A 13,934-nucleotide genomic window follows, 5' to 3' on the forward strand; every position below is an offset into this window, starting at 1 on the left:
TTTACTAAATTAAAAAGAAAAATAATTTACACATCGGAGTGATGTGAAAGATAAAACAAGTATTTTCAAGCATTCCGGGGCAGGTACTGGATTTTATGGTTGGTGTTGTGGCTGGTCTTGTATTTGACGTTTTACCTGTCTATAACCATCGTATTATAGTTCCAGCAGTTGCGTCTATTAGTTTTGTGGTATTTTACAAGCTTTCAAAGTACATGGTCTCTATAGAGGAGCAAGAAATACATAGGATTTGCATTAAAAGGTTACGTGGAGTCCCCACAATGATTATATATGGGCTACACCCATTAATAGGGCTTATTGTTGGAAAGATGTTAGATGTAGTTGGAATCAAAAAATTGCCGTCATATTTTATTATGTTTTTTCTTGTGACTTGCATTACTGTCTGTGGGGCATTCATAATGAAGAAAATCTCGATTATAAATTTTATCTTTAATGGTAATAGAAAGTAAAATGAAACTATAAACTTATTGGTCAAGATATACAAAAATTATTAAGTGTTTATGATAATCAATCGATATTGGTATGCAGACCGCTATACCAAGTAGCTTACTCGGTGACCTGGTTCAAGTAATAAGTTAGCTGTATTTTTAACCGGGTATGTTGCTTAACGGCCTTTTGGCGAAATTTTCCGAGATTAGTCCTTGTTTATAAGGAAACGCACAAAGGTTCGATGAGTATCTCGCCATAGGAAGAAATCGCAGCGTCGAAATGGTTGAGTTTAGCAATATCAATGCCTACATTAATCATGAGGTTGTCTCTCCCTTTCATAAAGTCTGATACCGTGATATCTACCAAAGATTATCATCGTAGATTTAATCGAAATAAGTACTCAGAGTGAACACACCGGCAACATCCAGCAAAAAAACAGTTCAGATAAAATAGCGGCAACACGCTCCTGTTATATAGTCAAACTACAGGATATTTTCAAAAGTCCACTGTATCTGAATGTATTAAACCACAGATTAAAAAAAGAAAGGAAATATGTTGTTTTTGCTTCTATAAACATCATACAAGAAAGAAATGAGTGTATTTACAGGAAAAACATTATTAATTACAGGGGGTACAGGTTCCTTTGGCAATGCAGTATTGAACCGTTTCCTTCAAACAGACATCGGAGAGATTCGAATATTTTCCCGTGACGAGAAAAAACAGGATGATATGCGCCATGAGTTTCAAGCGAAGATGCCGGAAGCAGCAGACAAAATTTCTTTTTATATCGGCGATGTCCGTGATTTGGCTTCTGTAAAAAATGCTATACACGGTGTTGATTACATATTTCATGCTGCTGCATTAAAGCAGGTTCCGTCATGTGAATTCTTTCCGATTGAAGCTGTAAAGACAAATGTTTTTGGAACGGAAAATGTTTTGACAGCAGCCATTGAAGAGGGGGTAGAATCTGTCATCTGTCTTTCCACCGATAAAGCCGCATATCCTGTTAATGCTATGGGAACTTCCAAAGCTATGATGGAAAAAGTTATCGTTGCAAAGAGCCGTACTAGCCAAAAAACCAAAATATGCTGCACGCGTTATGGTAATGTTATGTGCAGCCGTGGATCTGTTATTCCGCTTTGGATAGAGCAAATTCGTAATAGTAACCCCATCACATTAACTGAACCGGCTATGACACGTTTCATCATGTCCCTGGAAGAAGCAGTTGACCTTGTTCTATTTGCATTTGAACATGGAGAAGCGGGTGATATTCTGGTACAGAAAGCTCCGGCATGCACTATTCAAACGCAGGCAGAAGCAATCTGCCAGCTGTTTAACGGCAAGAAAGAAGATATCAAGGTTATCGGTATCCGGCATGGTGAAAAAATGTATGAAACCCTTCTGACCAATGAAGAATGTGCCCATGCTATTGACCTTGGACGCTTTTATCGTGTACCATGTGATAAGAGAGGTTTAAATTATGATAAATTCTTTACAGAGGGAAACAGAGAGAGGGTAAAATTAAACGAGTTCAATTCCAATAATACAAGACTGCTGTCTGTAGAGGAAACCAAAGCAAAGCTAGCCGCTCTTACTTATATTCAGGAAGAACTTGCAAAGGATAAATTGCAGTAAAAGGAGGTGTTGTATGAACTTATTAATAACGGGCGCAAAGGGTATGATGGGAACGGCTCTGGTTGCTAATTTGAAAAATATTAAAGATAAGAAAAACTGTACCCGTCCAGAATTGCATATAAATGAAATTTATGAATATGACATAGAATCAACGATGGAGGAACTGGAAAAGTATTGCCAGAAGGCAGATTGTATTTTTAATCTTGCAGGTGTAAACCGTCCGGAACATCCGGAAGATTTTATGAAAGGCAACTTCGGTTTTGCTTCTGAGCTTTTGGGGCTTTTAAAAAAATATAACAACAAGGCACCAATCATGCTGAGTTCTTCTATCCAGGCTGCTTTAGCCGGAAGATTTAAAGATTCTGAGTATGGCCATTCCAAAAGGGCCGGAGAGGAGCTGTTCTTTTCTTATGCTGAAGAGACGGGAGCCAAAGTAGCGGTGTACCGTTTTCCGAACCTGATGGGTCATAGCCGTCCGAAATATAATTCCGCAGTATCTACTTTTTGTTGGGCAGTCGCAAATGATGAGGAATTTACCGTCAATGACCGCAGCACAGAGTTGGAACTGCTTTACATTGATGATTTTGTGGAAGGAATGCTTGACCTTCTTGAGGGAAAAGAACAGCACTGTGAGTTTGACGGTGTAGACACGGTGCTGAGGGCAGACGGACGCTATTGTTGTGTTCCTGGGACGCATAAGGTCACATTGGGCGAGATTGTAGATTTATTGCAGCAGTTTAAGAAACAGCCAAGGACATTGATGATGCCGAAAATGCCGGAAGGTTCTTTTGCAAAAAAGTTGTATAGTTTATATTTGACATATCTTCCGGTGGAGAAGTTTAAGTATGAGTTAAAAATGAATTGCGATAATCGTGGGAGTTTTACGGAACTGGTACATACTGCTGATTGCGGGCAGGTAAGTATTAATATCAGCCGGCCTGGTGTTACAAAAGGCCAGCACTGGCATAATTCCAAATGGGAACTGTTTATTGTGGCTGCCGGGCACGGATTAATTCGGGAACGGAATATTCATACAGGAGAAACAGTGGAGTTTGAGGTTAGCGGCGATAAGATTGAAGCAGTCCACATGATTCCGGGATGGACGCATAATATTATCAATTTGTCCGATACGGACAATCTGGTAACCGTGATGACCTGTAATGAAATATTTAATCCAGAAAAACCGGACACATTTTATGAACCAGTGTAGAGGGGAAAGAAAACGATGAGTGAGAAATTTGCCGTAAAAACTGATTATTCGGATATTCATTTTAAAGATAATGGAAAGCTAAAACTTCTTATTATTGTAGGCACTCGTCCGGAAATCATCCGTCTTTCCGCGGTAATTGATAAGTGCCGTAAGTATTTTGATGTAATACTGGCCCACACAGGGCAGAATTACGATTATAACCTCAATGGGATTTTTTTCGAGAATCTGAAGATAGAGAGTCCTGAAGTTTATATGGATGCTGTCGGTGATGACCTGGGTGCAACCATCGGAAATATAATCAACGGTTCATATAAGCTGATGAATCAGATTAATCCTGAGGCGCTGCTGATTTTAGGAGATACGAATTCATGTCTGTCAGCCATAGCAGCAAAGCGCCTGCATATCCCAATTTTCCATATGGAGGCAGGGAACCGCTGTAAGGATGAGTGTCTTCCGGAGGAGACCAACCGCCGGATTGTGGACATCATATCCGATGTAAATCTTGCGTATTCCGAACATGCTAGGAAGTATCTCCATGAGTGCGGTTTTCCAAAAGAGCGTGTTTATGTGACCGGTTCCCCTATGTCTGAAGTCCTGCATCAGAATCTTGCTGAAATTGAAAGTTCAGACATTCTTGAAAAGCTTGGACTGAAGCCTTATCAATATATCCTTCTTTCTGCACACCGTGAGGAAAACATTGATACGGAAAAGAATTTTTTGTCTTTATTCACAGCGATAAATGGGTTGGCGGAAAAGTATGATATGCCGATACTATATTCCTGTCATCCCCGTTCAAGAAACCGTATTGACGCTGCGGGGTTCAAATTGGACAAACGCGTGATGCAGCATGAACCCCTTGGATTTCATGACTATAACCATCTGCAGATGAATGCCTTTGCTGTTGTTTCAGACTCAGGTACACTGCCGGAGGAGAGCAGCTTCTTTACAAGTATAGGACACCCGATACCGGCTGTATGCATCCGAACCTCAACAGAGCGTCCTGAAGCTTTAGATAAGGCGTGCTTTGTGTTGGCTGGTATTGATAAAAAATCGTTACTTCAGGCAGTGGATACTGCTGTGCAGATGCATTTGGACTGTGATTATGGTATTCCAGTGCCGGATTATACGGAGGAAAATGTCAGCACAAAAGTGGTTAAAATTATCCAAAGTTACACAGGAGTGGTAAATAAGATGGTTTGGAGAGTTGTGGACTAGATATGAAAATTTCCAAAGGAGGTACCATGTACCGCTTCCGCAAATATTTATACGTTTTTCTATTCCTTCTTTCCATAGCTGTTATCCTGTATGCCACATTGTACCGTGAATCAGGGCAGGGAGACATAAGGCTCCAGCTTTTTTGGACCATTAAACGTGCCTGGAGAGACCATTCCGGCTATTATTGGTACTTGATTTTGGGTAATATCGCTCTGTTTATGCCGTTTGGTTTCTTTTTAACTGCGGTTCTTCGTAAACCGGACTGGAAGAAAACAGCTCTTACGGGCTTTGCCTTTTCGGCTGCAATAGAGGTCACTCAGGTCCTGCTGGATAAAGGCTTAGGAGAGCTGGATGATGTGCTGCACAATACATGGGGGAGCCTGATGGGATATTGTGCTGCAGTGATACTGGGATTTCTGTTTGGACGGAAGAAAAAACGGTATGAAGGAAATGTGAAGGGGGCAAGCCTGTTCTTTGGAATGACGATTTTAACCTTTGCCATATTAATATTGTACAACAGGCCTGACTGGAACTTACATCTGCGCAGGCGGGTATAGAAGGGCTTACACTCTAAAAAACACTTGACAAATCCCACAATAATTATTATGCTTGATAATTATAAATCAAAGCAAACAAAACGGTAATGAGGAAGAGGAGTACATCATAAGAACCATCAGAGAGGGTAGCTCACTGGCTGAAAGGCGGCCCGGGCAGAGTATGGTGGAAGGTAGCTTCTGAACTGGAGCAGTGAAGGATGAAACAGAAGGTTTGGCAGGCGGATATTTATGTGCTGTCACCACCCAAAGATACATTCTGCGTAGCTGTTTCCGACCGGCCTGCGTTAAAGGCCCAATGAGACTGCCGGACATCCGGCAAAACAAAGGTGGTACCGCGGATACTCCGCCCTTTGCCTTCCCTCAACGGGATTGGCAGAGGGCTTTTTATTTTTCCGGCATGCAGGACCCTGATGCCATGGATTGCGCACCACCAGCTCAATCACAAAAACCATCTACCCAAAAAGGAGAACAAACCATGAAGGAACTGGAGAAAACCTACAACCCGGCGGACATCGAAGACCGCCTGTACCAGAAGTGGCTGGACGGAAAGTATTTCCACGCAGAGGTAAACCGCAGCAAGAAACCATTCACCATTGTGATGCCGCCGCCAAACATTACGGGACAGCTGCACATGGGCCATGCCCTGGACAATACCATGCAGGATATTCTGATTCGCTATAAGAGGATGCAGGGCTATGAGGCGCTGTGGCAGCCGGGTACGGACCATGCCGCCATTGCCACCGAGGTCAAGGTGATTGACAAGCTTAAGAAGGAAGGCGTTGACAAGGCAGACCTGGGACGGGACGGTTTCCTTAAGGAGTGCTGGAAGTGGAGAGATGAGTACGGAACCAGAATCGTGAATCAGCTTCATAAGCTGGGCTCCTCCGCTGACTGGGACAGGGAGCGTTTCACCATGGATAAGGGATGCTCTGACGCGGTACTGGAGGTTTTTGTCAAGCTGTATGAAAAAGGCTACATCTATAAGGGCTCCAGAATCATCAACTGGTGTCCTGTTTGCCAGACCTCTATCTCTGATGCAGAGGTGGAGCATGTGGAGCAGAACGGCTTCTTCTGGCACATCAATTACCCTGTGGTGGGAGAGCCTGGACGTTTCGTGGAGATAGCCACCACCAGGCCGGAAACCATGCTGGGAGACACCGCAGTGGCAGTGAACCCGGAGGACGAGCGCTATCAGGACATTGTGGGCAAGATGCTGAAGCTGCCCCTGACAGACCGCGAGATTCCTGTTATTGCAGACCCGTATGTGGACAAGGAATTTGGAACAGGCTGCGTTAAAATCACACCGGCCCATGACCCCAATGACTTTGAGGTGGGCAAGCGCCACAACCTGGAAGAAATCATTATCTTAAATGACGATGCAACGGTAAATGTTCCGGGCCCGTATTTTGGTATGGACCGCTATGAGGCCAGGAAGGCCATTGTGGCTGATTTGGAGGCTCAGGGCCTGCTGGTCAAGGTGGTTCCCCACTCCCACAACGTGGGTACCCATGACCGCTGCAAGACCACGGTAGAGCCCATGGTAAAGCAGCAGTGGTTTGTAAAGATGGAGGAGATGGCAAAGCCGGCCATTGAGGCCCTTAAGAACGGCAGCCTTACCTTTGTTCCTGAGAGCTTTGGAAAGACATATCTCCACTGGCTGGAAGGAATCCGCGACTGGTGTATTTCCAGACAGCTGTGGTGGGGCCACAGGATTCCTGCCTATTACTGCCAGGACTGCGGAGAAATCATTGTATCCAAGGAAACGCCATGCGCCTGCCCCAAGTGCGGCTGCACCTCATTAAATCAGGATGAGGATACCCTGGATACCTGGTTCTCATCCGCCCTCTGGCCCTTCTCCACCCTGGGCTGGCCTGAGAAGACAGAGGACCTGGATTATTTCTATCCCACGGATGTGCTGGTGACCGGATACGACATCATTTTCTTCTGGGTTATCCGTATGGTGTTCTCCGGCCTGGAGCAGACCGGAAGGCTTCCCTTCCACACTGTGCTGATTCACGGCCTGGTAAGGGATTCCGAGGGACGGAAGATGAGCAAGTCCCTGGGCAATGGCATTGACCCCCTGGAAGTCATCGACAAGTACGGCGCTGACGCCCTGCGCATGACCCTGATTACAGGCAATGCACCCGGCAATGACATGCGCTTCTACTGGGAGCGCGTGGAAAACAGCCGCAACTTTGCAAATAAGGTATGGAATGCTTCACGCTTTATTATGATGAACATTGAGAAGGCGGGTGAATCGGGCGACGTGGCGCCGGAACGCCTTACCATGGCTGACAAATGGATTGTGTCCAAGGTAAATACCCTTACAAGGGAAGTGACTGAAAATCTGGACAAATATGAGCTGGGAATCGCCCTTCAGAAGGTTTATGATTTTATTTGGGAAGAATTTTGCGATTGGTATATTGAAATGGTGAAGCCAAGGCTGTACAATGAAGATGACGATACTAAGGCAGCCGCTATCTGGACGCTTAAGCAGGTGCTGATTCAGGCTCTGAAGCTGCTTCATCCGTTCATGCCCTTTATCTCAGAGGAGATTTTCTGCAACCTTCAGGAAGAGGAGGAGACTATCATGGTTTCCCAGTGGCCGGTTTACAGGGATGACTGGAAGTTTGCAGGGGAAGAACAGTCCACGGAAACCATCAAGGAGGCTGTGAGAGCCATCAGAGGCGTGCGTTCAGCCATGAACGTTCCGCCCAGCAAGAAGGCTACTGTTTATGTGGTGTCGGAGGATGAAACACTGCTGCAGATATTTGAGTACAGCAGAAGCTTCTTTGCCTCCCTGGGATACGCAGGCGAGGTAATCCTCCAGAAGGATAAGGAAGGAATTGCCGACGATGCTGTCTCTGCAGTCATTCACAAGGCAGTGATTTATATGCCCTTTGCCGACCTGGTGGACATTGATAAGGAGATAGAGCGTTTAAAGGGCGAAGAGAAACGTCTGGCAGGAGAACTGGCCCGTTCCAGAGGTATGCTGGGCAATGAGAAGTTTGTAAGCAGAGCGCCGGAGGCAAAGATTGCCGAGGAGCGCGCAAAGCTTGAAAAATATGAACAGATGATGGAGCAGGTGAAGATGCGTCTGGCACAGCTTCAGTGATGAACCAGGAGAAGGCTCAGGATAATGGGACAGGCGGCAGAAACTGCCTGTCCGCAGGAAAATGAAAACAGAGCAAGTCAGACACAGGGATAGAGAGGGAGAGCATAGCATGAATCAATCATCAGGAAATAAGCCGGTTATCCATGTCAGGATGTTCGGCGGTTTCACCATTACAATGGATGAAAAGGCCATGAGCGACAGCGATAACCGGTCCAGGAAAGCCTGGAGCCTGCTGAGCTATCTGATTATTAAGCGCAGGGGGGATGTGAGCATCAATGAGCTGTTCCATGCCATCTGGCAGGACGGTGTTCAGGATAATCCCTACGGCGCCCTTAAAACCCTGGTTTTCCGGGTGAGGAAGATGCTGGAGGCAGCCGGCTTCCCGTCCCAGGATTTGATTCTGAGCCAGAAGGGGGCCTATATGTGGAACCCGGCCTGGGAAACGGAAGTGGACACAGACCGGTTTGAAATCCTGTGCCGCAGAATCCTGGACCCGGAAGGGGACGGGGAGAGGGATGGGGAGAACCGGTGGGACGCCTGCCTGGAGGCACTTGGGCTGTACAGGGGCATTTTCCTGCCAAAGTCAGCCGAAGAGAGCTGGGTAGGCCCCATGGCCGCCTATTACCATACATTATATCAGAAGCTGGTCATTCATATGGCGGAAAAACTGATTCAGGATGAGGATTATGTCCAGGTGGAGGAAATCTGCCGGAAGGCCATTGACATTGACCGGTTTGTGGAGGATTTCCACTATTACTGGATATATGCTGCTTATGGCCAGGGTGAACAGGAGACTGCGCTGTCACGGTATAAGGCCACCACGGATATGTTTTACCGGGAACGTCTGATGACGCCTTCAGAGCATTTTAAGGAGTTATACAAGGTTATCAGCAGCAGCGAGCAGGAGGTTGTGACTGACCTGGATGCGATTCAGGAGACCCTGGGCACTGGCGGCGCCGGAGAGGGACATGGTGCGTACCAGTGTGAATACGCTGTGTTCAAGCGCCTGGTTCAGCTGGAGCGCAGGGGTGTGGAGCGCAGCGGTGATTCCGTGTACCTGTGCCTTTTGACCGTGGGAGACAGGAGGGGACGCACCCTTAAGCCGGAAATCCAGGCAAGGGCCATGGAACGCCTGCGGGCGTCCATCCAGAAATCCCTTCGCTCCAGCGACGTATATGCGCGTTACAGTGTCAGCCAGTTTATCCTGCTTCTGTCCTCAGCTACCTTTGAGAACAGTGAGATGGTCATGAACCGGATTTTGTCCGCCTTCAATAAATCCTACGTGCGCAAGGACGTGGCGGTGAACTACAGCCTTGACGTGCTGAAACCCTGAATATCCGGGGCTATTACCGGAATATATGAAATATCACGGCAGTAATACAGCTGTTCGGAACAGCTGCACATTCATTACATACAGCGAGGTCAGACTATGAAGATAAAAAATGCGCTTTTGCTGCTGCTTACAGCCTCCATATGGGGCGTTGCCTTTGTGGCGCAGAGCGTTGGAATGGATTATGTGGGGCCATTTACATTTAACTGCGTCAGATGCCTTATGGGCGGTGTTGTCCTTCTTCCCTGCATATGGTTCTTTGACAGGAAGAATAAGAGGAAGGAACAGGTCCCGGCCATACCCGGGGCCAGGAAGACACTGATTACGGGAGGCATACTCTGCGGCGTGGCCCTTTGCCTGGCCAGCAACTTCCAGCAGTTTGGAATCCAGTACACCACAGTGGGTAAGGCCGGATTTATAACCGCCTGCTACATTGTCATTGTCCCTGTACTGGGGCTTTTATTGGGTAAGAAATGCAGCCCCGTGGTTGCCGGGGCAGTGGTCCTGTCCCTGGCCGGCCTGTACATGCTGTGCATGAACGGGGGAGAATTGTCAGTGAACAAAGGGGACCTTCTCATGCTGGTATGCGCCTTTCTCTTTGCCCTGCATATTATGGTTATCGATTTCTTTTCCCCTGTTGTGGACGGGGTAAAGATGTCCTGCATCCAGTTTTTTGTCAGCGGCATTCTCTCAGGCGCAGCCATGCTGGTCTGTGAGACGCCTGACATGAGCCAGATTATAGCCGCATGGGCGCCCCTTCTCTACGCAGGCATCATGTCCTGCGGCGTGGCCTACACCCTGCAGATTGTGGGACAGAAGGGCATGAACCCCACGGTTGCTTCCCTGATTCTGAGTCTGGAATCCAGTATTTCTGTCCTGGCGGGATGGGTGATTTTAGGGCAGAAGCTGTCTTCCAGGGAGATACTGGGATGCGCCCTTATGTTTGGCGCTATCATACTGGCCCAGATTCCGGTGGGACGCCGCAGGGAGGCATCCCTGAATACAGAGGGCAGCTGACGGGAATTCTGTCGCATCCTGGCGAAGGGCGGCGAGAATATCCGGTTGCCAATTGAATCAAATTAGGTTAAGATTATAAAAGCCTGTCCGGCAGACAGGCTTTTAAGAAAGAATGGACTTTAGTTATGGGACAAGCAGAGGAGTATTTGGACCGCATTCCCATGTGGACCAGGAAAAAGAATTCATTGGAGGATGTCAGGCAGTTTTTGGATTACCTGGGAAACCCCGACCGGGACAGACCTGCGATTCATGTGGCTGGAACCAATGGCAAGGGGTCTGTGTGCGCATTCCTTACATCTATACTGAGGGAAGCCGGTTACAGCACCGGTACCTTTATCTCGCCTCATCTGGTGGAGGTGCGTGAACGTTTCCTGATTAATGGAAGGATGGTGGACCAGGAAAGCTTTGAAGCGGCTTTTGAGACGGTCCTTGAGGCCAGCAAAAAGCTTGCAGGCCAGGGACTCTGCCATCCCACTTTTTTTGAATTCCTGTTTTATATGGCCATGGTCCTGTTCCGGATGCACGATGTGGATGTGATGATTCTGGAAACAGGAATGGGCGGCAGGCTGGATACCACCAATGTGCTGGAACACCCTGCGGCCTGTGTGATTACCTCCATCAGCATGGACCATACCAAGTATCTGGGGGACACCCTGGCCAAGATTGCAGGGGAAAAGGCCGGCATTATCAAAACCGGGGTCCCTCTTATATTTGATAACGGACAGCCGGAGGTATCCACCATACTGGAGGGCTTTGCCTTCCGCAAGGGTGCAGCCCGATATCCGGTGGGCCGGGAGGATTTCCATGTGGAGGAGATAGGCGAAAAGGGCTTGTCCATCAGTGCAAGAATGAAGGACGGCAGATGCCTGGAACTGGAGATTCCCTTTGAAGCGTTTTATCAGGCGGAAAATGCTATGCTGGCCGTCCGCACCCTGGATGTACTGCGCCATCCCGGAGAATGTCCCAGGACAGGCTGCAGGATGCCGGGCCATGGTCCCTGCATCTGCCCGGACGGTATGGAATGGGGAATAACGGACCGGCATATTGCTGCTGGTCTGAAGAATACGTTCTGGCCCGGACGGATGGAACAGGTGCGGCCGGGAATCTATCTGGACGGCGCCCATAATCCTGGAGGGATTGAGGCCTTCATACAGACGGCCTGGGAGATATCAGACAGACAGGGAAAGAAGCCGTGGCTGCTGTTTGCCGCTGTTTCGGACAAGGATTATGAGCGTATGGCGGAACAGCTGTGCAAAGAGATGATTTGGGAAGCAGTCGGCGTGGTCCACATGAACAGCGACAGAGGACTGGCTGCCAAAGAACTGGCCAGGGTATTCCGCACATATACGTCCAGGCCTGTGTACTCATACGGGGACACCGGGAGCGCTGTTAAGGATATGACGGAGAAAAGCCGGGAAGGACTATTGTTCTGTGCCGGTTCCCTGTATCTCATCGGTGAGATTAAGGCAGTGCTGGAGCAGCAGTCCTGACAAGATAGGAGTGAAATACATGATTGATTTTGAAGAGGAGATTGAGCGTTTTAAACCAAGCCTGGATGTGGAAGAGGTGGAGGACGCCATTGTTAAAAGCGATTTGACAGATATGACGGACATCATGATGGAACTGATAAAAGAAAGAGGCGAGCGGGACCTGTGAATACAGACTATGCAAGAAAGAACCAGCAGATAGCCAACAGCTTCTACAACCTGGGCCTGGAAAAGGCCAGGATACGGGATTTGTCCGGCGCGGCCCAGTGCCTGAAGAAAAGCCTGCATTTTAATAAGTATCAGACAGATGCCAGGAATCTGCTGGGATTGATATACTATGAGAACGGGGAAGTGGCCGATGCACTGGTACAGTGGGTCATCAGCCTGAACCTGCAGCCGGAGGATAATCTGGCGGACCATTATCTGGATGAGATTCAGAGAAAGCCGGGGCAGCTGGAGATGGAGAGCCAGAATGTAAAGACATTCAACCAGGCGCTCTGGCATGCACAAAACGGCAGCGATGATTTGGCCATACTCCAGCTGGCCAGGGTGGTGGAGTCCAATCCCCACTTTGTGAAGGCCCATCTCCTTCTGGCCCTGTTATACATGGCCAGGGAGGATTACAATAAGGCCGGCCGTTCCCTGTATAAAATTCTTCAGATTGACAAGAGCAACCAGAAGGCCCTGTACTACATGTCCATTGTAAAGCAGAACACAGGCAGGGCGGATGCAGAGAAGCGCAAGATGGTGAAAGCATTTTCCCATCGTAAGATGGAGGATGACGATGTCATCATCCCTAATACTTATAAGGAAACCACAGGCATTTCCACTGTGTTCCACATCATCATTGGACTGGTTCTCGGCATTATGGCTTTTTATTTCCTCATTCTGCCTGCCAGAACAAGGGACCTTAACAGCATCCACGACAACAACCTGAAATCCTATATGCAGAAGCTCAACAATGCAAATCAGCAGTACGATATCCTGAAGGCGGATTACGATGAGCTGGATGCCCACACAAAGGAGATTCAGGCCCGTCTGGACGAGCTGACCACAGGCAACACCAGCGTCATAGCCCAGTACCAGGGATTGATTTGGATTCTCCAGGACTACAGGAGCGGTGATTTGGTGGCGGCGGCCAAGGCATATGCCGGAGCCAGCTTTGATTTGATTGAGGACGAAAATATTCAGGCCATTGTGGAAAATATCCGTCAGGATATGACGGCAAATATTTACCAGAGCCTGGTGGACAGGGGACTTCAGCTGTGGAATGCAGGCAATAAGACAGAGGCCATGGACTATTTCCAGGCCAGCCTGACCATAAGGCCGGATAATCCGGAAGCCCTGTTCTATGTGGGGCGTCTGTACCAGGATGCCGGCGACACGGATAATGCCAATTCCATGTTTGACAAAGTGGTCAATGAATTCCCGGATTCCGACTATGTGGACCGGGCAAGGAATGCCAGGGGTTATTAATTTAAACGGTTTTTCAGGAAAGATACTACAGAAGATAAGATATAAGTCTTTTGTGGTATCTTTTTTTGTATTTTATAAGCGCTGAGAAAGGAGTATGGAGGGATGGAACAGACAACGTTTACGTATGAGGCCAGGGAGCAGATGCTGGTGATTCACCTTCCGGGGGAGCTGGACCACCATAACTGCAGGAATTTGAAACGGGATACGGACCTGCTTCTGGCAGAGAACTACATCAACAGGATTGTATTTGATTTTACACACACATCATTTATGGATTCATCCGGCATCGGGGTGCTTTTAAACCGTTATAAGCAGATGGCAGCCAGCCGGGGAACCGTGGCCTATTACGGGGCAGGGCCTCAGGTCAGGCGGATACTGGAGATGGGCGGGGTAAGCCGCCTAATCAAGGGCTATGAAGACAGGGAATCAGCAATAAAGGGATGAA

General features: G+C 47.9%; 12 protein-coding genes. All 12 read left to right on the forward strand.

The features are described from left to right. Window positions 1-95: 95 nt before the first annotated feature. A complete protein-coding gene (locus tag FGS84_RS27430; protein ID WP_138311372.1) occupies window positions 96-467 on the forward strand; it encodes a hypothetical protein in 372 nt (123 codons plus the stop codon). A 571-nt stretch (window positions 468-1,038) separates the two neighbouring features. Then, window positions 1,039-2,082: a polysaccharide biosynthesis protein gene (locus FGS84_RS27440; protein WP_138311373.1), complete on the forward strand. Its 1,044-nt coding sequence runs from the start codon at window positions 1,039-1,041 to the stop codon at window positions 2,080-2,082. 13 nt (window positions 2,083-2,095) lie between these two features. Beyond that, window positions 2,096-3,292 (forward strand): NAD-dependent epimerase/dehydratase family protein, encoded by a 1,197-nt coding sequence (locus FGS84_RS27445; protein ID WP_138311374.1) that lies wholly within the window; start codon window positions 2,096-2,098, stop codon window positions 3,290-3,292. A gap of 15 nt (window positions 3,293-3,307) precedes the next feature. Further along, entirely contained in the window at window positions 3,308-4,507 is a 1,200-nt protein-coding gene (locus tag FGS84_RS27450; RefSeq protein ID WP_138311375.1) for a UDP-N-acetyl glucosamine 2-epimerase, read from the forward strand. Between the two features lie 26 nt (window positions 4,508-4,533). After that, the gene (locus tag FGS84_RS27455; RefSeq protein ID WP_138311422.1) at window positions 4,534-5,064 is read left to right on the forward strand and encodes a VanZ family protein; all 531 of its coding nucleotides are present in this window, start codon (window positions 4,534-4,536) and stop codon (window positions 5,062-5,064) included. A 475-nt stretch (window positions 5,065-5,539) separates the two neighbouring features. Continuing rightward, window positions 5,540-8,179 carry a valine--tRNA ligase gene (locus FGS84_RS27460; protein WP_138311376.1) on the forward strand — a complete coding sequence of 880 codons (2,640 nt, stop codon included), beginning with the start codon at window positions 5,540-5,542 and terminating at the stop codon, window positions 8,177-8,179. A gap of 109 nt (window positions 8,180-8,288) precedes the next feature. Next, the gene (locus tag FGS84_RS27465; protein WP_138311377.1) at window positions 8,289-9,512 is read left to right on the forward strand and encodes a BTAD domain-containing putative transcriptional regulator; all 1,224 of its coding nucleotides are present in this window, start codon (window positions 8,289-8,291) and stop codon (window positions 9,510-9,512) included. 96 nt (window positions 9,513-9,608) lie between these two features. Beyond that, entirely contained in the window at window positions 9,609-10,526 is a 918-nt protein-coding gene (locus FGS84_RS27470; RefSeq protein ID WP_138311378.1) for a DMT family transporter, read from the forward strand. Window positions 10,527-10,651: 125 nt separating this feature from the next. Further along, window positions 10,652-12,016, forward strand: coding sequence for a folylpolyglutamate synthase/dihydrofolate synthase family protein (locus tag FGS84_RS27475; RefSeq protein ID WP_138311379.1), 1,365 nt, complete (start codon window positions 10,652-10,654; stop codon window positions 12,014-12,016). 19 nt (window positions 12,017-12,035) lie between these two features. After that, window positions 12,036-12,182 (forward strand): hypothetical protein, encoded by a 147-nt coding sequence (locus tag FGS84_RS31095; protein ID WP_002567353.1) that lies wholly within the window; start codon window positions 12,036-12,038, stop codon window positions 12,180-12,182. Then, window positions 12,179-13,489, forward strand: a complete 1,311-nt coding sequence (locus tag FGS84_RS27480) for a tetratricopeptide repeat protein (RefSeq protein WP_138311380.1) — start codon at window positions 12,179-12,181, stop codon at window positions 13,487-13,489. Before FGS84_RS31095 ends, FGS84_RS27480 begins: the two co-directional genes overlap by 4 nt. A 102-nt stretch (window positions 13,490-13,591) precedes the next feature. After that, a complete protein-coding gene (locus tag FGS84_RS27485; protein ID WP_002567355.1) occupies window positions 13,592-13,933 on the forward strand; it encodes an anti-sigma factor antagonist in 342 nt (113 codons plus the stop codon). The last annotated feature ends 1 nt before the right edge of the window (window position 13,934 follow it).

This window comes from Clostridium sp. 1001271st1 H5, from assembly GCF_005845215.1.
Lineage (GTDB): Bacteria > Bacillota > Clostridia > Lachnospirales > Lachnospiraceae > Enterocloster.